Genomic DNA, 24,090 nt, shown 5'->3' with positions numbered 1-24,090 from the left:
CGAGAGGACTATTGTTTCGTCAACTGGCCGTAGGCATAACGAAGTTCGTTCAGGTTATGCACGTTGTACAGAACCGTTCGGCGATAACCATTGCTGCCGGTGATCGGCACGAACAGAATGGCCGCGTTGCCGGTATAGGTCGTGCCGGCGGGCACCGAGCAGGAAGTGGCGGGCGCCACGCTCATCGTCACGGCGTACATGTTGCGATTGCTGCCGGGGGTCGCCAGCAACATTTTTCCGCTGACGTCGCAACCGCTTAGTTTGCCTGTGAAAGAGCCGTCGTCGGCGATCGTCAGCGACGTCGACGATTGCGTCCAGGTGCCCGCGACGCTCTGCTGCGTGACACTCAATGCGTTCGCTGCATCGTAGTTCGACGAGAACTCCGTGGTCGCTCCATTCGCGACGTAGCTCCCGCTGAAAGTGTTTCGCGGCGAGTAGGTTCCGCTTCCCGAGCTCGTCGGATACGCGAACAGCATGTTGTTGAAAGACAGACCGGACGTCAGCGTCCAGGCCTGCGGCGAGTATGAGATGACGCCATAGAGTGCGCTGGTCACGATCGACCCAATCGCATTGAGCGACGAGATATTGCCGTCCGGATCGACTAGCGCGATGGTGCGGTTCGTCAGCGAATTCGTCGTCCAGATTCCTTCGGCGTTCGTTCCTGTTTGCGCCGTCGATCCTGCTTGCGGATTCGCGAGGCTCGGCAGTGCTTCCCCCACCGTTGCCGGCGAAGACGCCGCAGCAGGCGCGCTGGCGCTGGTCGGCAAATCTGTCGAAGGGACCGTCGACGACGCCGCGCTGGCCGGTGCGGCCGCGGCGGGCGCGCTGGCGGGCTGACGGTTCTCATCCGCGCCGCCGGAGCCTCCGCCACCGCAGGCGGAAAGCAAAACGACACTGCTAAACGTCAATGATATGACTGCACATTTTCCGAAAGACATTCTTGATTTTCTCCTGCAAGCATCGGTAAATAACGCGGCAGGGAGTATCCCGGAAGAACGGTGGTTTACTGGTAAGCGGCAAGTAATTTGACAAGCGCTGGGCGAAGACTCATCAGCACGCAGCAGATCCGAGATTCTGGTTTCACGTCGGTGACCCGCCGAGACTCCCGAGCGCGCCCGGCGGTATAATTTCGCCCTTCCCAAGGGCGCATTTGCCGCACAGCGGCCAAGCAAGCGCCCAGCACCTTGCGCGAGCGCCGCGCACCGTCGCCGATCAGAGCGGCGGGCACGGCGTCGGCTTCACGCCCTCGCGCGCCCTCGCCCATCCTCGATCCGATTCGCCATGACCGCCCAACTCATCGACGGCAACGCCCTATCCAAGACCCTTCGCGCCGATGTCGCCCGGCGCGCCGCCGCCCTCTCCGCCCGTGGACACAAGCCGGGCCTGGCCGTCGTGCTCGTCGGCGACAATCCGGCGAGCGAAGTCTACGTGCGCAACAAGGTGAAGGCCTGCCAGGACAACGGCCTGCACTCGGTGATGGACCGTTTCCCCGCGACGCTCGCCGAAAACGAACTGCTCGCGCACATCGAAAAGCTCAACGCCGATGCGTCGATCCACGGCATCCTCGTGCAACTGCCGCTGCCCGCCCACATCGACAGCCACAAGGTCATCGAGGCGATCGCGCCGGAAAAGGACGTCGACGGTTTTCACGTCGCCAATGCGGGCGCGCTTCTGACCGGCAAGCCGCTCTTTCGCCCGTGCACGCCCTACGGCGTGATGAAGATGTTCGAAGCGCACGGCATCGACCTGAAAGGCGCGAACGCCGTCGTGATCGGGCGCTCGAACATCGTCGGCAAGCCGATGGCGCTGCTCCTGCTCGAAGCGGGCGCGACCGTCACGATCTGCCACAGCAAGACGCGCGACCTCGCCAAACATACGCGCGACGCCGATGTGATCGTCGCCGCGGTCGGCCGCCGCGACATCCTCACCGCCGACATGGTGAACCCGGGCGCGACGGTCATCGACGTCGGCATGAACCGCAACGACGAAGGCAAGCTGTGCGGCGACGTCGATTTCGCGGGCGTGAAGGAAGTGGCGGGCTATATCACGCCGGTGCCGGGCGGCGTCGGCCCGATGACCATCACGATGCTGCTCGTCAACACGATCGAAGCGGCCGAGCGCGCGGCGCAGGCTTGAGCGGCGTGGGGCGGCCGCGGGTTGTAGGGGAATGCCGGGCATTGCCTTAATCGGCCCCTTAAAAACAAACGATTGGAATTTGCCGCGCCCGCCCCAATAATCTCCGAACGAGCCGGCGCGGGGCGCGACACCCGTGCGGCGTCATCCAATATCAGCACGGGAGAGCCATGAGCGATACCACGTCAGCCATCACGTCCGAAGCGGCAGCGGCCAATCCGCTGCTCGACTTCTCCGATCTTCCGCGTTTCGGCGAGATTCAGCCGGCGCACGTCACGCCCGCGCTCGATGTGCTCCTTGCCAATGCCAAGGCCGCCGTCGACCGTGCAAGCGCGCCCGAGACGCCTGCGACGTGGAAAGACGTCGTCGCTGCCGTCGAGCAGGAATCGGAAAAATTGTCGCGCGCGTGGGGCATCGTCGGCCATCTGAACGCCGTCGCCGATACGCCCGAACTGCGCGCCGCCCACGCTGAAAACCTGCCGCGCGTGACCGAATTCTCGGCGAGCGTCGGACAGAATCTCGCGCTCTACGAAAAGTACAAGGCGATCGCCGCCGGTACCGAATTCGCGGGCTTGTCGGCCGAGCGCAAAAAAATCCTCGAAAACTCGCTGCGCGATTTCCGTCTCTCGGGCGCCGAATTACCCGAAGACCGCAAGCCGCGTTTCGCGCAGTTGCAGGAAGAACAGGCGGCGCTGTCGAAGGCGTTTTCGGATCACGTCCTCGATTCGACCAACGCCTATGCGTACATCGTCACGCAGAAGAGCGATCTCGCCGGTCTGCCCGACGACGTGATCGAAGCCGCCCACGAAGCCGCGCAACGCGACGGCAAGGAAGGCTGGAAGTTCACGCTGCATTTCCCGTCGTATTTCCCGGTGCTGCAGTATTCGGAGCATCGTCCGATGCGCGAGGCGATGTATCGCGCGTACGTCACGCGCGCGTCCGAACTCGGCGCGACCTATGGCAACGGCAAGGCCGAATGGGACAACACGGCGAACGTCGTCGAGCATCTGAAGCTGCGCGAGGAAGAAGCGAAGACGCTCGGTTATCAGAACTTCGCGGAAGTGTCGCTCGCGCCGAAGATGGCGGAATCGCCCGCGCAGGTCATCGCGTTCCTCGAAGACTTGGCGAAGCGCGCCCGCCCCTACGCCGAAAACGACTGGATGGAACTGCGCGCGTTCGCCGCGACCGAGCTCGGCATGCCCGAGTTGCAGCCGTGGGACATCGCGTACGCGGCGGAGAAGCTGCGTCAGAAGCGCTATTCGTTCTCGGAAAACGAAGTGAAGCAGTACTTCCCGCAAGAAGCCGTGTTGAAGGGCCTCTTCAAGGTGACGGAGACGCTCTTCAACGTGTCGATCCGCCGCGACGAAGCCGCCGTGTGGAATCCGGACGTGCGCTTTTTTCGCGTCGAGAACAAGGACGGCACGCTCGTCGCGCAGTTCTATCTCGACCTCTACGCGCGCGAAGGCAAGCGCGGCGGCGCATGGATGGACGACGCGCGCTCGCGTCACAAGCGCGGCGAAGGCGGCGTGCAGACGCCGGTTGCTTATCTCACCTGCAACTTTTCGGCGCCGGTGGGCGGCAAACCCGCATGCTTCACGCACGATGAAGTCATCACGCTGTTCCACGAATTCGGGCATGGGCTGCATCACATGCTGACGCGCATCGACGAACTGGGCGTGTCGGGCATCAACGGCGTGGAGTGGGATGCGGTCGAACTGCCGTCGCAGTTCATGGAGAATTTCTGCTGGGAATGGGACGTGTTGACCGACATGTCCGCGCACGTCGAAACCGGCGCGCCGCTGCCGCGCGAACTGTTCGACAAGATGCTCGCCGCGAAGAACTTCCAGAGCGGTTTGGGCACGCTGCGCCAGATCGTCTTTTCGATGTTCGATATGGTGCTGCACACGTCCTACGATCCGGCCAACGCGACGCAGAACGTCAACGATCTCGCACGCGCGATCAACGAGAAGTTCCATGTGATCCCGCAGGCGCCCTTCTCGCGCTGGCCGAATACGTTCAGCCATATTTTCGCGGGCGGGTATGCGGCGGGGTATTACAGCTACAAGTGGGCAGAAGTTTTATCCGCCGATGCGTACGCCGCGTTCGAGGAAGCCGCGAAGGCCGGAAGCGGTTCGGTGCTCGATGCGACCACGGGTACGCGTTATCGTCGCGAGATTCTGGAAGTCGGCGGCAGTCGTCCGGCGATGGAATCGTTCAAGGCGTTCCGTGGGCGCGAGCCGGATATCGACGCGTTGTTGAGGCATAACGGGATGTCGGGCGCGACGGTGCATTGACGTCTCCTGCCGATTGATGCGAAAACCCGGTCCGCGAGGACCGGGTTTTTTTTATCGCCTCTCAATCCTGAAATCCACCTCCCCCGGCCTTCCTTCCAGCGCCAGCGTCGCGCGCACGGCCGGACTCCGGCTCACCACCTTTCCGCGCCTGACAACAACCGTTCGCGCCGCCCGCAGCCGAATAGCTTCGACAGGATCGCGCGCATCCAGCACCACGCAATCCGCGTTGCAGCCCACTTCGATGCCATACCCTTCGAGCCCGAGAATCCGCGCAGGATTTTTCGTGACCGCATCGAAGCACGCGCGCATCGCGTCGACGCCCGTCATCTGCGCGACGTGCAAGCCCATGTGCGCGACGTCGAGCATGTCGCCCGAACCCAGGCTGTACCACGGATCCATCACGCAGTCGTGCCCGAACGCGACCGTGATGCCCGCCGCCATCAGTTCCGGCACGCGCGTCATGCCGCGCCGCTTCGGGTAAGTATCCGAGCGCCCCTGCAACGTGATGTTGATGAGCGGATTCGCGATCGCATTCACGCCCGCCTCGCGCATCAGCGGAATGAGCTTGCTGACGTAGTAGTTGTCCATCGAATGCATCGACGTGAGATGCGAGCCGGTGACGCGTCCATGCAAGCCGAGCCGATGCGTCTCCGCAGCGAGCGTTTCGATGTGGCGCGACATCGGATCGTCGGACTCGTCGCAGTGCATGTCCACGCGCAAGCCCTGCTCCGCCGCGTATTCGCACAGCAGTTTCACCGATGCCGCGCCGTCCGCCATCGTGCGCTCGAAGTGCGGAATGCCGCCGACGACATCGACGCCCATCGCGATCGCGCGCTTCAGATTGTCGAACGCGCCCGGGCTGCGCAACACGCCGTCCTGCGGAAACGCGACAAGTTGCAGATCGAGATACGGCTTCACGCGCCGTTTCACTTCGACGAGCGCTTCGACGGCCAGAAGCCGCGGATCGCACACATCGACATGAGAACGGATCGCGAGCAATCCGCGCGCGACGGCCCAGTCGCAGTACTGCAGCGCGCGCTCGACGAGCGCTTCCTGCGTGAGATCCGGCTTCAATTCACCCCATAGCGCGATGCCTTCGAGCAGCGTGCCGGACGCATTCACGCGCGGCAGGCCGTAGGAAAGCGTCGCGTCCATATGGAAGTGCGCGTCGACGAAAGGCGCGGTGACGAGCGAGCCGTTCGCATCGATTTCCTCGCGCGCGGTGGCCGCAAGATGCCGCTCGATCGCGGCGATGCGCCCCGCCTCCATGCCGATGTCGACGAGTTCGCGCGAGTGAGCGAGCGCCGCGCGGCGAATGATCAAATCCATGTGCGAAACCTCCGTGCCGGGCTGTTCGTCCGATTGTATCGGGACATAAAAGCCGTGCGGAGGCGCGATTCAACCCGTCAATCCATGACGGCCGACGATCGCGAAACTGAGCGGCAGCGAACCGCGCGGCATCGTGCGTTCCGTCGTGCGTTCCGTCTCGTGCGCAAGCGGATGCGCGTCGAATACGCTGAAGCGATCGCCGCTGTGCGAACCGCGCCGCGCCGCACTCGGCATGCGATGACGCACGCGCGCGCCGCCGGGAAAACATATCGCGTAGCTGTCGAAGCGCCCGCCGTCTTCGGTGCGCTCGATCCAGCCGACGCCCGCCGCGACGCCGCTTTCATCGACGGCGGCGGCGATCGCGTGAATCGACGGATCGTCGAACGGATCGGCGCGCGAATCGTCGATACCCGAAGGGGAAAACAGCGCGAGCCACACGCCTTGGCGCGCGGCATAGGCGAGCTTTGCGGCGATGAATCGACAGTCGAGCGCGGCATCGCCCTTCCGCGATTCGAGCGCGATGACGGCGACACGAAACGATGCGGCATCCAAGTGGAACTCCCGATGTGACGAGTGAGTATCCTCATTGAAGCGCTCGGCAATCGATAAGTAAAATGAATGTTTCGACGTGTTCGATCGCCAGATGGAATTAAAACTCCTGCGCTCCTTTCTCACCATCGCCGAATTGCGTCATTTCGGCCGTGCCGCCGAAGCGCTGCACTTGAGCCAGCCTGCGCTCAGCAAGCAGATTGCGTCGCTCGAAGAAAGCCTCGGCGCGCGCCTCTTCGAACGCGGACGCCACGGCGCGGATCTGACGACGTTCGGCGCGGGCTTCATCGGCGATGCGCAAGCGCTCGTGCGCGACGCCGACGCCGTGCTGGCCCGCGCACGCGAAGCCGCGAGCGGCGCGCGCGGATTTCTGCGCGTCGGCTTGTGCCTGTCGACGCTCACGCATGTGCCGAAGCTGATCGCCGAATTCGGCGCGCTGAATCCGGACGTGAGCATCACGCTGCACGATCTCTCGTCGCACGAACAGACGCGCCGCATCCTCGCGAACAAGCTCGATGTCGGATTCATGCGGATGCCCGCGAGCGCCGGGCTTTCCGGCTTCACCGTGCTCGATGAAACGCTCGCGCTCGCCGTGCCCGAGCACACGCGCTACAAGCGTCTGCCCGCGAATCTGAACGAACTGAACGAACCGGGATTCATCGCGCTGTCGCGTGGCCGCGGGCCGGGGCTTGCTGCGCAGATCGATCGCTGGTGCGCGAAGCACGATTTCGCGCCGCGCGTGATTCAGGAAGCGGACGATATCCAGTCCGTGCTCGCATCGGTGGCGGGCGGCGTGGGCGCTGCGTTCCTGCCATCGCGCGCGCAGTACTTGCTGCGCGATGCGCGCGTGCTGACATTGCGCGATCGAGCGGCGCGCTGGCGCGTCGGACTTGCATGGCAAGACGAACGCGACGACACCGTCACGCGCCGCTTCGTCGCGTTCATGAAGGCGCGCGTGAAAGCGCTGAAGGCGCGCGCTACGCTCGACGCGTGAGCTTGGCGAGCAGCATCGCTTTGACGTCGGGCCATTCGTCGTCGATGATCGAAAAGCGCACCGAATTGCGCTTGCGGCCATCGGGCATGATGCGCTCGTGCCGCACGATGCCTTCCTGTTTCGCGCCGACGCCGAGTATCGCCGCGCGCGATTTCGCATTGAGCTCGTCGGTGGTGAACTGCACGCGCACGCAACGCATTGCTTCGAACGCGTGCGCGAGCAGCAGAAACTTCGCTTCCGTGTTGATGCCCGTGCGCTGCGTCGATGCCGCGAGCCACGTATGTCCGATTTCGAGCTTGCGGTTCACGCGGTCGATCTTCCAGTAACGCGTGCTGCCGACGACGCGCGCATCGCTGGCGCGCACGATCACGAACGGCATCACGGTGCCGGCATCGCGGCCCGCGAGTGCGGTGTCGATATAACGATCGATGGTGTCTTCGTTCGGCACGACCGTCACGCTCAGATTCCAGAGTTCGCCGTCGGCGGCTGCATCGAGCAAGGCGGCGCGATCCTCGCGTTGCAGCGGACGAAGCTGCACGCGCTCGCCGTTCAAAGTCGGTTGGCTCATCGTTGGTTTGCAGTTTGCTCGTGAGCCGACATCATAATTCGCCGCGTCAGACATCGTCCGTTCCCGGCGCGGCCGCCTTCGAGTCGACATCCTCGTCGGGCGGCAATTCTTCGGGCGGCGCATCGTTGGCCGGCAGCGTGAACCGGAATCGTGCGCCGAGAATGCGCCCGTTCGCGTCCGCGCGATTCTCGACGCCGATGTGCCCGCCATGCGCCTCGACGATCGCGCGGCAGATGGCGAGACCGAGCCCGATGCCCGGTTGCGCCGATTCCTTCTCGCCGCGCGTGAACTTGTCGAAGAGACGGTTCTGCATGCCGGCCGGCACGCCCGGCCCTTCATCGTCGATGCACACGCGCACGAAGCGCGCATCGCCGTCGTGCGCGAGCGCCGCGCCGATGCGGATCGGCGTCGCGGGCGGCGTGTACTTCGCGGCGTTTTCCAGCAGGTTGGCGAAGAGACGCTCCATCAGCACGGCGTCGAGTTGCAGCAAGGGCAGGTCCGCCGGCACGCGCGTCTGTACGGGACGCCCGGCGAGCACGCGGCGCGAACTCGCGAGCGCGGCGCCCACGGTTTCTTGGAGCATCGACCATTGACGATTCAGCCGGATCGCGCCCGCCTGCAGACGCGCCATGTCGAGCAGATTGATCACGAGGCCGCTCATGCGCAGCGCTTCTTCGTGGATCGCGTGCACGAGTTCCTGCGATGCCTCGCTATGGCCGCCTGCTTCCCGCGCCTCTTCCTCCAGCACCGAAGCGAAGCCGACGATCGAGGTGAGCGGCGTGCGCAGATCGTGCGATATCGCGGATAAAAGCGAGTTGCGCAGGCGCTCCGATTCCATGTTGACGAGCGCGTCCTGCGCGATTTCGACGTAATGCACGCGTTCCAGCGCAAGCGCGATCTGCGACGCGAACGTTTCGATCATGCGGCGCTGCTCGGGCACCGCGAGTTCGGCTTCGCGCCCGGTCACGAGCGCGAGCACGCCGCGCGTGCGCATCGGCGCCTTGAGCGGGAGATAAAGCGCCTGGCTCGCGGGCAAGGTCTCGGTGCCGCGTCCCGCCGGTTTCTGCTGGTCATAGACCCATTGCGCGATGTCGAGATCGAGACGCGCGGCATCGAGCGTCACATCGGGATTCGGTTCGTCCACTTTCTGCCGCACTTTCTCGGCGGCGTCGGGCAGGAGCATCGCGACCTTCGCCTGAAACACTTCCGCGACGTGGCGCGTGCCGATCTCGATGATCTGCTCGGTCATCAACGCGGCGCCGAGTTCCTTGGTCATCGCGTACATCGCGCCCGTGCGCCGCTCGCGTTGCGATGCGATGCGCGCCTCGCGCCGCAGACTGGACGTCAGATGGCTGATCGTGAGCGAGGTCAGCAGCATGACGAGGAACGTGAGCAGATACTGCGTGTCCGTCACGGAGAAAGACAGCTCGGGCGGCACGAAGAAGAAGTCGAACGCGGCGACCGACAGAAACGACAGCATCACGCCGGGACCGCGCCCGAGCCGCACGGCCGCGAAGATCACGCCGAGCAGATAGAGCATCACGAGATTCGTGATTGCGAACTGACGGGCGGCGAGCATGTCGGCGACGAGCGTGATGCCCCCGCCGATCGCGAACGCATGAAGATAGGCGCGCGGCGGCGAGTGCGCGCCGTCGCGCCAGGTGCCGAAGGCTTGCGTGATCCTGCGGCGTGGCTCGTCGCGTGTGCCGGTCGACACGAGCGTCACGTCGATATCGGATCCTTGCCGGATGATGCGCTCGCTCACCGGCCGAGCGATGAGACGCCGCCATCCCGCGCTCGCCGACGCGCCCGCCACGAGCTTCGACACGTTGCGCATGTGCGCGTAGTCGATGAGCGTCGCGGCGGCATCGGCGCCATCGAGCGTGACGGTTTCCGCGCCGAGTTCGGAGGCGAGCTTGAGCGCGTCGAGCGTGCGGCGGCGCTGATCGTCGGAGAGGCGCTGCAGCTTCGGCGTCTCGACGTACACCGCGAGCCAGTCGGCCTTGAGCGCCGTGGCGAGCCGCGCGGCCGCGCGCACGAGCGTCGCGCTTTCCGGTCCCGGGCCGATGCACGCGATGAGCCGTTCGCGCGCGCGCCAGATGCGTTCGATCGACTGATCGGCGCGGTATTCGCGCATTTGCGCGTCGACGCGATCGGCCGTGCGGCGCAAGGCGAGTTCGCGCAGCGCGATCAGATTGCCCTTGCGAAAAAAGTTGCGCACGGCGTGCTCGGCCTGCGCCGGCAGGTAGACCTTGCCTTCGCGCAGACGGTCGAGCAGTTCTTCGGGCGGCAGGTCGACGAGCGTGACTTCATCGGCGAGGTCGAAGATGCGATCGGGCACGGTCTCCCAGACCCGAATGCCGGTGATGCGCCCGACGATGTCGTTGAGGCTTTCGAGGTGCTGGACGTTGACGGTCGTATAGACGTCGATGCCCGCGTCGAGCAGTTCTTGCACGTCTTGCCAGCGCTTCATGTGGCGCGAGCCGTGCACGTTCGAGTGCGCGAGTTCGTCGACGAGGATGAGTTGCGGTTTTCGGGCGAGCGCGGCGTCGAGGTCGAATTCGGCGAGCAGACGGCCGCGGTGTTCGATGCGCGCGGGCGGGAGCGTTTCGAGGCCTTCGACCAGTGCAAGGGTTTCCTTGCGGCCATGCGTTTCGACCACGCCGACGACTACTTCCACGCCCTCATCGCGGCGGCGGCGTGCGGCCTGCAACATCGCGAAGGTCTTGCCTACGCCCGCCGATGCGCCGAAGAAAATCTTCAGTCTGCCGCGCTCGCGTTTTTCTTCCTCGCGGTGGAGTTTGTCGAGGAGTTCTTCTGGGGTTGGGCGGGGCATGGTTTTTTTTGGGGTTCTTGCTGGCGCTTGTTGTGGTGGTTCGCTTGCGATTTCGCCGGATCCCGTTTTCGTGTCGGTCTGTTAGCACTGCCCCTGTGCGGGGCGGCACTCACTTTCTTTGCTGCTGCAAAGAAAGTAAGCAAAGAAAGCAGCTCCCGATACGCCCGCGGTCACACGCAATTTGGGTAGTCCTCTCGTCCATCGTGGGCTGCCTAAAGAGTGCCCTCAAACGCCTAATCGGGCTTGGCTCGCGCACGGTCTGCCACATCGCACCACACAACAAACTGGTTCAGCACCAAATAGCTCCAGCCCGCTTCGCGGCCGACCGGTCAATCGGGTCTGCGCGTGCTCCTCTACTAACGTCTCCATCTCTCCGCAAGTGCCGCACGTTGGTTTCCCTTGCATACCCGGCGGCAGCGCGTAGCGCTGTGCCGAAGCTCTTTCGTGCTGAACCAGTGTCCTTGGAAAACTAGCTCGTCAGACCGTGCGCGATCCAAGCCCCGTTATTGTGATGAGGGCACTCTTTAGGCGAGTGCCACCTGGAACGAGAGAACTACCCAAATTGCGTGTGACCGCGGGCGGTGACGAGCTGCTTTCTTTGGTTACTTTCTTTGCAGCAGCAAAGAAAGTGACTGCCGCCCCGCACAGGGGCAGTGCAAATAAACCGAGAGCAAAACGGGATCCGGCGAAACCAAGCCAAGCGCCCCCAACTACTCCCCATCCAACGCAAGATTCAATTTAAGCACATTCACCCGAGGCTCTCCGAGCACTCCAAACTGCCTCCCGCTAGTAGCTTGAGCGACAAGCGCTTCAACGCGAGCCACCGACATCCCCCGCGCCTTCGCGACCCGCGAAACCTGATACGCCGCAGCCGCCGGACTGATTTCCGGATCGAGCCCGCTCCCGGACGAAGTCACCAGATCGACGGGAACAGCCGCCTCATTCCCCGGATCGGCATCGTGCAAGGCGGCAATGCGCGCTTTGATCTCATCGGCGAGCGCCGGATTGGTCGGCCCGAAATTGGAGCCACTAGAACTCCCCGCGTTATAAGGATTCGGCGCAGTAGCCGACACACGCCCCCTGAAATACCGAGGCGCATCGAACTGCTGCCCGATGATCTCCGTGCCCATGAGACGCCCATCGCGCTCGATCAAACTCCCATTCGCCTGATGCGAAAACGCCGCCTGTCCGATCGCGGTGACGACCGCCGGATACACCACGCCCGTCACGACAGTCAACGCGACGAACAACACCAGCATGGGACGCAACAGATTCTTCATGATGTTCAACTCCAGCCAAGAGCGGTAATGACCATATCGATGAGCTTGATGAACGGAAACGGCAACACGATGCCGCCCAGCCCGTAAATCAGCAGGTTCCGTCGCAACAACGACGCGGCGCCCAAAGCGCGATACTTCACGCCCTTCAACGCGAGCGGAATCAGAAACACGATGATGAGCGCATTGAAGATCACCGCCGACAGAATCGCCGACGATGGCGACGCCAGATGCATCACGTCCAGCACGCGCAACTGCGGATACGTCGTCGCAAACGCGGCCGGGATGATCGCGAAGTACTTGGCGACGTCGTTGGCGATGGAAAACGTCGTCAGCGAGCCGCGCGTCATCAGCATCTGCTTGCCAATCTCCACGATCTCGATGAGCTTCGTCGGGTTCGAATCGAGATCGACCATGTTGCCCGCTTCCTTCGCGGCCTGCGTGCCCGTGTTCATCGCCACCGCGACGTCGGCCTGCGCGAGCGCGGGCGCATCGTTGGTGCCGTCACCCGTCATCGCGACGAGACGCCCCTCGGACTGATGCGCGCGGATCGTCGCCAGCTTCGCTTCCGGCGTCGCTTCGGCGAGAAAGTCGTCGACGCCCGCTTCCGCCGCGATCGCAGCAGCCGTCAGCCGGTTGTCGCCCGTCACCATCACCGTCTTGATGCCCATCTTGCGCAGCTCCGCGAAGCGCTCCTTGATGCCGCCCTTCACGATGTCCTTCAGCTCGATCACGCCCAGCGCGCGCGTCGTATCGTGCACGCGCTCGGCCACCACGAGCGGCGTGCTGCCGCGCCGCGCGACTTCATCGACGGCATGCTGCACTTCCTGCGGAAAACGTCCGCCGCGTTCTTCGACGTAACGCTTCAACGCATCGGCGGAACCCTTGCGGATCTCCCGATTCGGCAGATCCACGCCGCTCATGCGCGTCTGCGCGCTGAACGCGAGAAAGGTCGCGTGCAACGTCGCCATGTCGCGCTCGCGGATATTGAAGCGCTGCTTCGCCAGCACGACGATGCTGCGGCCTTCCGGCGTTTCATCGGCGAGCGATGCGAGTTGCGCCGCGTCCGCGAGATCGCGCTCGGCCACGCCGGGCGCCGCCACGAACGTCGACGCCTGGCGATTGCCGAGCGTGATCGTGCCGGTCTTGTCGAGCAGCAGCACGTCGACGTCGCCGGCCGCTTCGACCGCGCGGCCCGACGTCGCGATCACGTTCGCCTGCATCATGCGGCTCATGCCCGCGACGCCGATCGCGGACAGCAGCCCGCCGATGGTCGTCGGAATCAGGCACACGAGCAGCGCGACGAGCGCGGTAATCGTGACGACGTGGCCCTGCTTCGCCGCCTCGACGGAGAACATCGAGAACGGCAGCAGCGTCGCGGTCGCGAAGAGCAGCACGAGCGTCAGCGCGACGAGCAAGATCGTCAGCGCAATTTCGTTCGGCGTCTTCTGACGCTTCGCGCCTTCGACCATCGCGATCATGCGGTCGAGAAACGCCTCGCCCGGATTCACCGATACGCGCACGACGATCCAGTCGGAGAGCACGCGCGTGCCGCCCGTCACCGACGAGAAATCGCCGCCCGACTCGCGGATCACCGGCGCGGATTCGCCCGTGATCGCGGATTCGTCGACCGACGCGACGCCTTCGATCACGTCGCCGTCGGCGGGAATCACGTCGCCCGCTTCGACGAGCACGACATCGTCGCGACGCAATTCCGTGGACGTCGTGATGCGGATCGGCGATTTCGGATGCGGCTCGTTGAGCTTCTTCGCCATCACGTTGTGCTTCGCCTGGCGCAGCGATGCCGCCTGCGCCTTCGAGCGCCCTTCCGCGAGCGCTTCGGCGAAGTTCGCGAAGAGCACCGTGAACCACAGCCACAGCGCGATCGCGAGGATGAAGCCCGCGGGCGCTTCCGCCTGGCCGGCGAGCGCGGCGATCCAGAGCACCGTCGTCAGAATGCTGCCGACGTAGACGCAGAACATCACCGGATTGCGCAACTGCGTGCGCGGCGCGAGCTTCCTGAACGAATCGACGATCGCCGGCTTCACGAGCGCCGGATCGAACATCGAACGTGCCGCTGTGCGCGCCTGCCCGAGATTCTCCGGGCGATGCAGCGGCGTTTGATTCTCTTGATTCATGCTGTCCTCGGAAATCAATGGCTTGCGGTCATCGTGACGTGCTCGACGATGGGCCCGAGCGCGAGCGCCGGCACATACGTGAGCGCGCCGACCAGAAGGAGCGTGCCGAGCAGGAGCACGACGAAGAGCGGTCCGTGGGTCGGCAAGGTGCCCGCTGTCACGGCGAGACGCTTCTTCGCGGCGAGCGAGCCCGCGATGGCGAGGATCGGAATGAGCGAACCAAAGCGGCCGAACCACATCGCGATGGCGAGCATCGAGTTATAGAACGGCGTGTTCACCGAAAGGCCCGCGAACGCGCTGCCGTTGTTGTTGGCGGCGGAGCTGAACGCGTAAAGCACTTCGGAGAAGCCGTGCGCGCCCGGATTCGCGATGCCCGCCGTGCCCGCCGCGCTCAGCACGGCGATCGACGTGCCGAGAAGCACCAGCAGCGGCGTAAGCAGAATGACGATGGAGACCATCTTCATCTCGAACGATTCGATCTTCTTGCCGACATACTCGGGCGTGCGGCCGATCATCAGACCCGCAACGAACACCGCGAGCAACGCGAACGCGAGCATGCCGTAGAGACCGGAACCGACGCCGCCGAAGATCACTTCGCCGAGCTGGATCAGCAGCATCGGCACGAGGCCGCCGAGCGGCGTCAGCGAATCGTGCATGCTGGAGACCGCGCCGCACGATGCGGCCGTCGTCGCGACCGTGAAGATGCCCGATTGCGCGATGCCAAGGCGCGTTTCCTTGCCTTCCATGTTGCCGCCGGCCTGTAGCGTGGACGCTTGCGTATCGACCTTGAGCGACGCGTAAAGCGGATTGCCGGCCTGCTCCGATGCAATCTCGCCCCAGCACGCGACGGCGAACACGATGGTCATCGCCGCGAGCACGGCATAGCCCTGACGCCTGTCGCCGACCGTGCGCCCGAACACGACGCACAGCGCAGCCGGGATGATCAGCATCGCGAGCATCTGCATGAAGTTTGAGAACGGCGTCGGGTTCTCGTACGGATGCGCGGAGTTCGTGTTGAAGAAACCGCCGCCATTCGTGCCGAGCATCTTGATCGCTTCCTGCGAGGCGACGGGGCCCATCGGCAGCGTCTGTTTCTCGGCCTTGAGCGTCTGCGTGACGGGCTTGCCTTGTGCGTCGGTGGATTGCGTCTGATATGTGGTGACCTGCAGCGTCGATACGTCCTGATACGCCTTGAAATTCTGGATCGCGCCCTGGCTCACGAAGACGAGCGCGAACACGACGGCAAGCGGCGCAAGGATGTAGAGCGTCGTGCGCGTGAGGTCGACCCAGAAGTTGCCGATGGTCTGAGCGCTATGCCGCTTGAAGCCGCGAATCAGCGCGATGACGACCGCGATGCCCGTCGCCGCCGAGAGAAAGTTTTGCACGGTCAGGCCGAGCATCTGCGCGAGATAGCCGAGCGTGCTTTCGCCGCCGTAGTCCTGCCAGTTCGTGTTAGTCACGAAGCTGATGGCGGTGTTGAACGCGGCATCGGGCGTCATGCCGGCCATGCCTTGCGGATTGGCGGGCAGCGTGCCCTGCAGACGCAGCAGCGCATACAGCACGAGCGCGCCGAGCACGTTGAAGAGCATCACGGCGAGCGCGTAATGCTTCCATGACATCTCGGATTCGGGATCGACGCCGGCGATGCGATAGAGCATCGATTCGATCGGGCGTCCGATCTTGCGCACGATAACGGACGATCCGTCGAGCACGTTCGAGATATAGCGGCCGAGCGGAATGGCCAGCGCAATCAGCACGACGATGAAGAGCGCCGTCTGCATGAAGGTGTTGGCGTTCATTCGAGATCCTCCGCACGCAGAAGCGCGTACACGAGATACACGAAGAGCAGCAGCGTGGAAGCCGCCGCGAGCCACAGCATCCAGGCGCTCATGGACGCCCTCCCGTCGCGCGGCGGCCGAGTCGCTCGCAGCCGCGCGTGAGCGCCACGCAAAGTCCCCAGAACAGGACGATGCCGGCGAGGTAAATCAGGTCCATTTTGGTGTTCTCCCCTTGTGCGGTTCAGGACAAGGTGGAGATTAAGAAAATGGACGTAAAGGGCGGGAAAAGAGTGGGAGGCGGGGTGTAAAAATGGTGTAAAAAAACGCCCGCCTTGGATAGGCGGGCGCTAATGCTTCGTGCCTTGCGTGAGTGAGCCCGAGTCGATCTGATCAACCGGGCGTCACATCACACGAAAGTTCCGCATAAAGACCACATAGAGGACAGGCAACAATGGAATGGCGAGGATCATCAGCGCGCCAGCGCGCTTGCAACCGCGTCCCGAGCGTGAAGAACACGCCATTCAAGCGAGCGTCTCGCAACGTCCGCAGCAACGCGTCGGTTGTGCCGCCGGCGGTGGTCGGGCCATCGTCGAAGGTGAGCAGGAAGGTGCGGTCGGCGAACTCGTTGCCGTCGATCTCGCGCGACGAATACGTGTCGATCTCACTGCTGACCTTCGGAAAGAGCGCGGCCAGTCTCAGCAGTTCGTCGAGATACGTGTTGTGAAACGTCCGAGCCTGCGATGACCACGCGCGATACGGACTATCCGCCGGGACTGCGAAGGCTTTGGCCGCGTTCACGAAGTCAGCCTCGCCATGCACCTTTACGCAAAACGGAGCACTCGGCGTGCAATTCGCCGAAGCGGTCAGATAGTTTCCGGTCAGACGCTTCCAGTAACGGCCCCGGATACGATCGACCGATGCCCGATCGAACGATTTCACCTTCAGCCGGCTCTGCAACTCGGCGTCTGACAGTTGTTCGCTATCGGCCAGCGCTTTGCCGAATGCGAGAAGTTCGGCGCGCGAAGCGAGATCGAAGTTCTCTGTACTATCGATGGATATCGGCCACGTCCCGCGATCGCCGATGGCGACCGAAACCGGACCTGCCGCGTGCGACGACATCGCGGCGAATGCCATGAGCATCGCCGCCAGAGCTTTCTTGTACATGTGATGAGCGATGCGGGCCCCGGCGCGATGCCGGGGCCTGGATTGAACGGATTTAGCGATTGCTGACGCGCGTAATGGCGGCGTCGTAGACCGGATTCGACTTTTCGCGTCGCGCTGCGCGGTAGTTGCTCAATGCGTCGGTGAACTGGCCGGCGTCCTCATAGATGCGGCCGATGTTGTAGTACGAACTGGCGCGGACCGTCGCGGCCGTCGCTCCATTCGCGAGCGCGATCGCCTTGCGATTGGCCCAGATGGCTTCGGCAGCACGGCCGGCCTTCTGGAAGGCGAGCCCGAGATTGCTGTACGCCTGGCCGAATTCCGGATTGAAGCTGATCGCCTCGCGGTACAGCCAGATAGCGTCGTCGAAGTTGCCTGCGTGATAGGCACGCTCGCCGTCCTTGTTGATCAGGCTCGCGCGGGCCGCGTCGACATAGTCCTGATTGGACGGCACGATTCTCAACTGCTCGTCGTTGTAGTTGTCGATGGTGCCGAGCACCTCGCTCGCTCTGACCGTCACGCCGCGCATGGTGTTGATGTCCTGAATCTCGCCCTCGCCGTTGACGCGGAACACGGTCCACAGATTGCCCGCCTGACGCGGCACGCTGAACGTTCGAACCAGCGACTGGCCGACATACACGAACACCCTTGCCTCGCTGTTCGCAAGCTCCGACGACGCGGGGTTGCTCTCGTTGCTGAAATCGTGCACGGCGAAGACGTAGGTCTGGCCGGAACGCTTGTGATCGAGCGTGATGGTTTCCGGACCGTAGCTATCCGTGTGGTCGACATCCAGATTGGCGTCGTCCCCGGCTTGGTGTTGAAAGTAGACGTGATTCTGCGGATAGGACACGTGCAGATCGAGATCGCGCGGGCGCTGTCCCCATGTAAGCACGACGCGCATGCCATCCAGATTCTTCATCACCGGACTCAGCGCATAGGACAGTCCAGCGCATGGGCACCTGGCGGCCAGATCGGAATAACCAGCCTTCTTGATGATCAGAAGCACCTTGCTGTCATTCGCCATATCGGCTGGAATCTGCGCAGCGCCTTGTGCATCACTCTGGATACGAACCGACTGGGCGCCGTCCCTTTGAAGAATGACAGTCGCGCCGGATATCTTCTAGGAGTAGACGGTTGATTGATGTTGGACATTGCTTTTTCTTCATTACGATGAATGAAGCGATTCATCGCATCGCTACTTCTTCGGATACCGAATCATGAAAGCATAGCAATCGCCGATTCGCTCGGTCTAGCAGCCGATGCGCAATTTCTTCAAATTTCCGCAAAAGCCATACGGCACCGTGGACAACAGCGCAGCATGCTGCAATGCTCGCGACCGGACATACGAAAGGACCGCACACTCGAGGCAAGCATCATGGAACCAACCGAACATCAACTAGACGTGCGTCAAATCAACACCGAGATACAGTCGCCCACGCTCGAACCGGACGTCGCTCTCTTCGTCGGAAAGAACGCGAAGTACTACGCGTACAAATGGTCCTTTCTGAACAAACGCGGGCAGCCAAGATGTACATGGAACGGAGCCGCGTTCGTGATCGGTCCAATTTGGCTCGTCTATCGAAAGATGTACTGGCAAGCTGGAGCGTTGTTCGCGGCTGCTGTCCTGCTTCGGTTCGCCGTCGGTTCGCTGGGAGATGGGGCTGGCGGCTTTGTGTCGTACGCGATTTCGTTCGCGCTGGGACTCTCCGGCAATCTTCTCTACCGGGAACATGTGCTAAGGAGCATCGGCAAACTTCGCAGCGAGGGTTCATCCGGCAGCGCGCTGGAATACGAACTGTGCCGCAAGGGCGGCACGAACGCCGCGGCGGCATGGATGCTCGCGCTTCTGATGATCGTGGTTCTGGGCATTGCCCTCTTCGGCTGACGGTGTGTCGGGGATGGGAGTGGCTTAGCTGCAAGCGTTTGAAGCAACGATGTCACCCGCCCTCAACCATCACCGCCACACCCACGCACACCCACTGCACGACCGCAAGCATCACGCTCGCCCTGAGCAGTCGAGTCACGCCGCGCACCCGTGCATCGAGCGGCCGGCCGGCACGCGATGCACCGGTCCATCCGAGCTCGATCAGCACGCGGTCGAGATCATCGAGCGTCGAAGATTCCATTGCGGCAAGCGTGGCGAACAACTGTCGGTCGATGACGATTCGCACCATTAGCCACGAAGCGCCTATGCCCGAACATGTGCTGATGAGCGCGATCAGCGTTCGCACGTAATGCAAATGCTCGCAATGAATGGCGACACCGCACCCCACGCCTGCCGCTGCCAAGGCGACCGCGCACGCACAGCAGCCAGCATCGAGCGCACCACGCGCCGCCGCGATGAAACAGGCTTTCATCCTTGTCTTCCATGAACCGTGCAATGGTCGATCCAGTCCTGCAGCAACGCGACGGTGTCCTTCGACCAGACCGCGCGACGCTGCGCCGACCGCACAGCCAGAAGTGCCGCGCGTGCATCGTGCAAACCTTGCGTCTTCGCGATCCACGCCGCCGCGCACAGCACGCTGCGCCCATAACCGAGCGCACAGCAAACCAGCACATCGCGCCCGTCGCGATGCAGTTCACCGAGCGCCTCGACAGCCGCGTTCAGACGCAGCAGAGTCGGCGGCACGAGATCCAGATGCGGCACGCATAGGTACACATGCGATTGATCGAGCGCGATCCAGCGCGGCATCTCGGCCGTCAGATCGAGCAATGCATCGAAACCATGCTGCCGCCATTCGCGAGGCGTCGGCGTGCGACCGATGGAAACGCCGGTCGCAACGCGAACAGGCGATGGCCTCTTGCGCGTCCATAACCGTGAGTTGATGAATGCGCCAGCGATAGCCGGAGCGAGCAGCAGACGGACGGCCAACGGAATGCGGCCCCGCTCGTCCTTCTGAAACGCGGCAGGCGAGCCTTGCCAATAAATCCACGCAACGCAAGCGAATGCCAGCGAAACCCATCCCGTGACAAGCGCGGCACCAACGGCATGCCGCACAAGGATCAACGCGAACGCGGTCAGCGCGACCGCGACGGTCGCATAGACGCCAGCTATCCGCCGGCTTCGCGCGCAAGGGAGCGCGGCGCCGGTCACATCGTCTGCGAGAGGAAAGAGAAATAGCGCAAAGGCACCCACCGCCGCGCCGGTCGGCACGTCGATCACATGGTGCTGCCATGTGGTCAGAACGGAAACACCGATCGCCATGAACCAGAGATCCAAGACCGCACGAGCAGCTTTGTTCCGCAGAACGCCCGCGTAGAACGTCCAAAGCACGATCAGCAATCCGATGTGCAGCGATGGAGCCTGGTTATACGGCTTATCGATGCCCGTCAGGAGGTCGAATAGCACGCCGGTCACACCGCTCGAGACTGGCCGCTCGGCGCCGAAGCTCAACGGCCACGCGATGAAACATGCCACGGAGATCATTTGCACCGTGAAAAGCCTGCGGACGTGCGCGTGGAGCGCCGCGCGCCTGACGCACAACAGGAACGAGAGCGCGTAGAACACATCGATGGACCAATACGGCACGATGCTCCACGGCATGAACGGAATGGCCCGTTCCCATGCGAATGCGAAGGTGGGCACCGAGGCGCGCGTCGACGCCAGCCAGTTCGCGAAGGCGTATGTCGAAAAGAACAACGCGCCCATGATCGCGAGCCATCCGGATCGCAACATCAGGGAGGCGTCCCGTTCGCTTCGCGCACCGGCGACGGACAAGGCAGCGCTAGTCATCAGGACGCGACGCGCTCGGCAAGCGTCACCGTGAAGATCCCCTTTTCATCGATGCGCTGCGTGATCTTGCGAAAGCCGGCGCGCGCGACGAGTTCGTCCATTTCCGCCTGCGAACGGCGACGCATGACCCACGCTGTCTCGCCACGATGATTCCCAAGCACGCGCGCAATGAATTCGAGCTGCGGATGCCACGGCTGTCCGGTATAGACGAGGTAGCCGCCAGGTTGCACGGCGCGCGCGAGACCACGGAGCGACTGTTCTATCGAAGCGTTGTCGCCAAAAAGCTCATACAGCCCTGACACGATCGCAAGCGTCGGACGGGGATCGAGCGCGGCGAGCGAGGCCTCGTCGAAGGCATCGCCTTGCTCGAAACGCGCAACGCTTTCGAGACCACGTTGCGCAATCAGAGCGCGTCCAGCATCGACGTTCGGCGCGCTGTAATCGCGCAACAGAATGTGCTCGGGCGACACGCCATCGCGACGGGTCACCGCGGCGATGGCGTCAAGGACATAACGGCCATGTCCCGCCGCGATATCGACGATCCGGACCGTCTCGCCCGAGCGCGTGATTCGCGTCATCGCCTCGGCGATCAACGCCTCGATATTGATCTTGCGCTGACGGATGCCCACCCAGCCAGGAGAGTCGAGGTAGTTGCGATCGATGTGCCGCCCCACACATCCGCGTCCCCTCGCTTCGTTGCGGTACACGTAGTCGAGCGTCGAGCCGGAATCGAACCCGAGCCGATGCCCAAGTGCAATGCCCTCCGAGAATGCGCCGCCCACCCGCAACCCCGCGCGCGCAGTCATCCAGTACAAACGCGCGAGCGGACTGGCGGGAGCTTGTTTCAACGCTTCGTATTCCGCATGAAAAGGTCCGCGCGTGTCGGCATCCACGAGCGAGACTCGCGCGCAAGGCGCCTCGAACTCACGCAGCAGAAACGCCCGCAGCGGCGCGAGCGCCTGCGCGCGGTCGCGTTCACCGAGCGTATCGTGATAGAAACCGGGCAGCACGATGCGCTCCTTGCGCGCCGACCCGAGCCGCTCGAAGAAGCGTTCCTGCGGTCCGCGATGCACGACCCAATCCGCACCCGAGATCAGCAGTTGCGTCGGCACGGTGATGGCGGCCGCATCGTCGACGATGCGCCTCGCCGTGTCGTGCAGGTCCAGCAGCATATTGACCGCGATCGGCCGCGTGATCAGCGGATCCGCGGCATAGCTCGCGATGCGCTCCGGATCGTGCGTCAAAAATTTTGGCTTCACATAGCTGTTCACATAGAACAGACCGCGAAGCTTGTGCATCAGACGCAAACCCGGACGTGCAAATGGCACGTACAGCTTGATATGAAACGCCGGCGATGCGAGCGCGAGACAGCGCACGGGCGGCGCATAATCGTGCGCCCAGGCCGCGGCCAGCACGGCGCCGACGCTCTGACCGACGACCGCCATGTCTTCGATGGCGACGCCATGAACGTCGCGGATGTGTTCGACGAAGCACTGGAGGTCGCGCACGCAAGCCGCTGCGTTCGGACTGTATCCGCGCGCGCCGGGCGAACGTCCGTGCCCACGCGCGTCCCACGCAAAGAAATCGTAGCCAGGCATGTCGAGTTCATCGACCAGATGCGCGACACGCGCCGAATGCTCGTGCCCCCGATGCAGCAGCACCACAGCGCCGCTGCGTGGCGCGCCCGCCGCGGGCCAGTGCCGATAGAAAAGCGCTTCACCGTCGTGAGTCGTGAAGCGCGCCTCTTGTGCGCGTCGAATAGTCGCTTGAGTCATGTGATTTTTGCCTTCGTTGTTTCGATGTTGCAGGTAACGCTTAACGGCCCGTTTCACGCGATAAGCGAACGCCCATCGCGACGCGTCTGATCGCAGTCAATACCGCGAGTGCGATCAGTGCACGCCACAGCCAGACAAACGTCGAACCGACCGGCAGCCCCATTCCGAACCAGAGCGCAAATGCCCCGAGCGCCAGCGCGCGGTCGCTCTTGCCGAATGGCCCGTCGTAGCGACGATCCGCGCCGGCCAGTGGTCCGATCAGTCCCGCGCACTCGACTACGCACGCCGTCCAGGCGAAGAGCCACACGTCCGATGGCGCGAAAGCCGGCACGGCCAGAAACGGCAGCACGAGCGCCGTGTCCGAGATCACATCGCCTAGTTCGTTCAGGTAAGCGCCCAATGCGCTCTTATGGCCGTGTTCGCGCGCAAGCATGCCGTCGATGGCATTCAGCGCCATGCGGATGAAAAGCCACAGCGGAATGAGCAGAAACAGACCGCGCTCGGGATAACCGAGCCACGCCGATGCACCGACTGCCATCGATCCAAGCATCGCGGCTACCGTGACCTGGTTTGCGGTCACGCCTCGCCGCGCGAGCCAATTTGTGAATGGACGAAGCAGAATTTGGAAGCGCGGCTTGAGTGCGTAGAGGCTCATTGCGATGTTTTCGCCGGTTCGTCGACCATGCCTGACGTCCCGATGGATCGAAAAAGCCGCTACTATCAGGTCACTTTCGCATCCCGTCAACCGTTAGGATTGCAGAGCCTCTTTGTTATGCAGTTTTGTTATCACTTGCTAAACATCTGACACATCTTGTCAAGACCACTTGCTCCGTCGATGCGCATGTGAACGGAATATAAATAAGCAATCCACACCACTACCGACTCATGAAACGGATATATGCCTGGCAACGCGATTTACTGTTATCTCTCGTTCGGTTGGTCGCTGGAGCCTACCCAGTCTGTCATGTCCCTCGTGCAGGCGAAACTCAACAGATCTACTTCTCGAATCACACGAGCCATATCGACACACTCGCTATCCTCGCTGCGTTGCCGCGCAGTTTGCGCGATTCCGTGCGGCCCGTTGCTGCGCGCGACTACTGGAACGCCAACGCGCTCAAGCGACATATCGCGCAGAAACTGCTGAACGTCGTGCTGATCGATCGTCGACGCGAAGGAGATGGCGATCCGCTCGATCCGGTTCGCGATGCGCTCACGAAGGGGCATTCGGTGATTATCTTTCCCGAAGGCACACGTGGCACGGATGCTTTGCCGCAAGGCTTCAAGAGCGGACTCTTTCACTTGGCAAGCGAGTTTCCCGGCATCGCCCTCACGCCGGTCTATCTCGAGAATCTTCAGCGGATCATGCCCAAGGGCGCGATCTGGCCGATTCCGTTGATCTGCAAAGTCCATTTCGGCGCGGGCGAAGCGCTTCGGGCGACCGATGACAAATCTGCTTTTCTCACACGCATGCGCGATGCGATCGTCGCGCTGGCGCCATCGGCTTGCTCAGACTGAGCTTGCTGCA

At 63.1% G+C, this 24,090-nt stretch carries 21 protein-coding genes; 6 read left to right on the top strand and 15 right to left on the bottom strand.

Translation table 11 applies throughout. The annotated features are described in order from the left end of the window. Positions 1-8: 8 nt before the first annotated feature. Entirely contained in the window at positions 9-554 is a 546-nt protein-coding gene (locus QCE49_RS04665; protein WP_239294958.1) for a hypothetical protein, read from the bottom strand. Positions 555-609: 55 nt separating this feature from the next. Between QCE49_RS04665 and QCE49_RS04660 the strand changes: the two genes are divergently transcribed. The 3 genes from QCE49_RS04660 to QCE49_RS04650 all read left to right on the top strand — a co-directional run bounded on the left by QCE49_RS04660 (position 610) and on the right by QCE49_RS04650 (position 4,427). Continuing rightward, positions 610-837, top strand: a complete 228-nt coding sequence (locus QCE49_RS04660) for a hypothetical protein (protein ID WP_235366345.1) — start codon at positions 610-612, stop codon at positions 835-837. 444 nt (positions 838-1,281) lie between these two features. Then, positions 1,282-2,136 (top strand): bifunctional methylenetetrahydrofolate dehydrogenase/methenyltetrahydrofolate cyclohydrolase FolD, encoded by an 855-nt coding sequence (gene folD / locus QCE49_RS04655; protein ID WP_250456459.1) that lies wholly within the window; start codon positions 1,282-1,284, stop codon positions 2,134-2,136. A 167-nt stretch (positions 2,137-2,303) separates the two neighbouring features. Further along, on the top strand, positions 2,304-4,427 hold the full coding sequence (locus tag QCE49_RS04650) for a M3 family metallopeptidase (protein ID WP_250456460.1): 2,124 nt from the start codon (positions 2,304-2,306) through the stop codon (positions 4,425-4,427). 51 nt (positions 4,428-4,478) lie between these two features. On the opposite strand, the gene QCE49_RS04645 is transcribed toward QCE49_RS04650, so the two are convergent. After that, positions 4,479-5,756, bottom strand: coding sequence for an amidohydrolase family protein (locus QCE49_RS04645; RefSeq protein ID WP_008350489.1), 1,278 nt, complete (start codon positions 5,754-5,756; stop codon positions 4,479-4,481). A gap of 69 nt (positions 5,757-5,825) precedes the next feature. Then, complete coding sequence (locus QCE49_RS04640) at positions 5,826-6,308, bottom strand: hypothetical protein (protein WP_250456462.1); 483 nt, start codon at positions 6,306-6,308, stop codon at positions 5,826-5,828. Positions 6,309-6,399: 91 nt separating this feature from the next. On the opposite strand from QCE49_RS04640, the gene QCE49_RS04635 reads away from it, so the two are divergent. Further along, on the top strand, positions 6,400-7,299 hold the full coding sequence (locus tag QCE49_RS04635; protein WP_175979921.1) for a LysR family transcriptional regulator: 900 nt from the start codon (positions 6,400-6,402) through the stop codon (positions 7,297-7,299). On the opposite strand, the gene QCE49_RS04630 is transcribed toward QCE49_RS04635, so the two are convergent. The 8 genes from QCE49_RS04630 to QCE49_RS04595 all read right to left on the bottom strand — a co-directional run bounded on the left by QCE49_RS04630 (position 7,283) and on the right by QCE49_RS04595 (position 17,976). Then, positions 7,283-7,867 (bottom strand): GNAT family N-acetyltransferase, encoded by a 585-nt coding sequence (locus tag QCE49_RS04630; protein ID WP_008350495.1) that lies wholly within the window; start codon positions 7,865-7,867, stop codon positions 7,283-7,285. The two genes, QCE49_RS04635 and QCE49_RS04630, sit on opposite strands and share 17 nt — an antisense overlap. 46 nt (positions 7,868-7,913) lie before the next feature. Beyond that, positions 7,914-10,703 carry a DUF4118 domain-containing protein gene (locus QCE49_RS04625; RefSeq protein WP_250456464.1) on the bottom strand — a complete coding sequence of 930 codons (2,790 nt, stop codon included), beginning with the start codon at positions 10,701-10,703 and terminating at the stop codon, positions 7,914-7,916. Between the two features lie 710 nt (positions 10,704-11,413). Further along, entirely contained in the window at positions 11,414-11,983 is a 570-nt protein-coding gene (kdpC, locus tag QCE49_RS04620) for a potassium-transporting ATPase subunit KdpC (protein ID WP_309805755.1), read from the bottom strand. A gap of 5 nt (positions 11,984-11,988) precedes the next feature. Then, the gene (gene kdpB, locus QCE49_RS04615; RefSeq protein WP_284504285.1) at positions 11,989-14,118 is read right to left on the bottom strand and encodes a potassium-transporting ATPase subunit KdpB; all 2,130 of its coding nucleotides are present in this window, start codon (positions 14,116-14,118) and stop codon (positions 11,989-11,991) included. A gap of 14 nt (positions 14,119-14,132) precedes the next feature. Further along, complete coding sequence (gene kdpA, locus QCE49_RS04610; RefSeq protein WP_250456465.1) at positions 14,133-15,917, bottom strand: potassium-transporting ATPase subunit KdpA; 1,785 nt, start codon at positions 15,915-15,917, stop codon at positions 14,133-14,135. Beyond that, a complete protein-coding gene (kdpF, locus tag QCE49_RS04605) occupies positions 15,914-16,009 on the bottom strand; it encodes a K(+)-transporting ATPase subunit F (protein ID WP_008350504.1) in 96 nt (31 codons plus the stop codon). Before kdpF ends, kdpA begins: the two co-directional genes overlap by 4 nt. 277 nt (positions 16,010-16,286) lie before the next feature. After that, a complete protein-coding gene (locus tag QCE49_RS04600) occupies positions 16,287-17,015 on the bottom strand; it encodes a polysaccharide deacetylase family protein (RefSeq protein WP_250456466.1) in 729 nt (242 codons plus the stop codon). Positions 17,016-17,112: 97 nt separating this feature from the next. Continuing rightward, positions 17,113-17,976, bottom strand: coding sequence for a YfaP family protein (locus tag QCE49_RS04595; protein ID WP_250456467.1), 864 nt, complete (start codon positions 17,974-17,976; stop codon positions 17,113-17,115). A gap of 456 nt (positions 17,977-18,432) precedes the next feature. On the opposite strand from QCE49_RS04595, the gene QCE49_RS04590 reads away from it, so the two are divergent. Beyond that, a complete protein-coding gene (locus QCE49_RS04590; protein WP_250456468.1) occupies positions 18,433-18,942 on the top strand; it encodes a DUF2628 domain-containing protein in 510 nt (169 codons plus the stop codon). A gap of 52 nt (positions 18,943-18,994) precedes the next feature. On the opposite strand, the gene QCE49_RS04585 is transcribed toward QCE49_RS04590, so the two are convergent. The 4 genes from QCE49_RS04585 to QCE49_RS04570 are packed head-to-tail and all read right to left on the bottom strand — an operon-like array spanning position 18,995 to position 23,220. Then, the gene (locus QCE49_RS04585; protein WP_250456469.1) at positions 18,995-19,414 is read right to left on the bottom strand and encodes a hypothetical protein; all 420 of its coding nucleotides are present in this window, start codon (positions 19,412-19,414) and stop codon (positions 18,995-18,997) included. Further along, positions 19,411-20,733 (bottom strand): phosphatase PAP2/dual specificity phosphatase family protein, encoded by a 1,323-nt coding sequence (locus QCE49_RS04580; RefSeq protein WP_409017143.1) that lies wholly within the window; start codon positions 20,731-20,733, stop codon positions 19,411-19,413. The genes QCE49_RS04585 and QCE49_RS04580 overlap by 4 nt, the downstream gene beginning before the upstream one ends. A gap of 56 nt (positions 20,734-20,789) precedes the next feature. Further along, the gene (locus QCE49_RS04575; RefSeq protein WP_250456471.1) at positions 20,790-22,565 is read right to left on the bottom strand and encodes a bifunctional alpha/beta hydrolase/class I SAM-dependent methyltransferase; all 1,776 of its coding nucleotides are present in this window, start codon (positions 22,563-22,565) and stop codon (positions 20,790-20,792) included. Positions 22,566-22,605: 40 nt separating this feature from the next. Continuing rightward, entirely contained in the window at positions 22,606-23,220 is a 615-nt protein-coding gene (locus QCE49_RS04570; protein ID WP_008350520.1) for a CDP-alcohol phosphatidyltransferase family protein, read from the bottom strand. 230 nt (positions 23,221-23,450) lie between these two features. Here QCE49_RS04570 and QCE49_RS04565 point away from each other — a divergent pair, with 230 nt between their 5' ends. Beyond that, positions 23,451-24,080 (top strand): lysophospholipid acyltransferase family protein, encoded by a 630-nt coding sequence (locus tag QCE49_RS04565; protein ID WP_034474110.1) that lies wholly within the window; start codon positions 23,451-23,453, stop codon positions 24,078-24,080. Positions 24,081-24,090 lie beyond the last annotated feature (10 nt).

Origin of the sequence: Caballeronia sp. LZ008 (genome assembly GCF_031451435.1) — a bacterium.
GTDB classification, from domain to species: domain Bacteria; phylum Pseudomonadota; class Gammaproteobacteria; order Burkholderiales; family Burkholderiaceae; genus Caballeronia; species Caballeronia zhejiangensis.
This window is presented reverse-complemented; position numbering and strand designations above follow the sequence as displayed.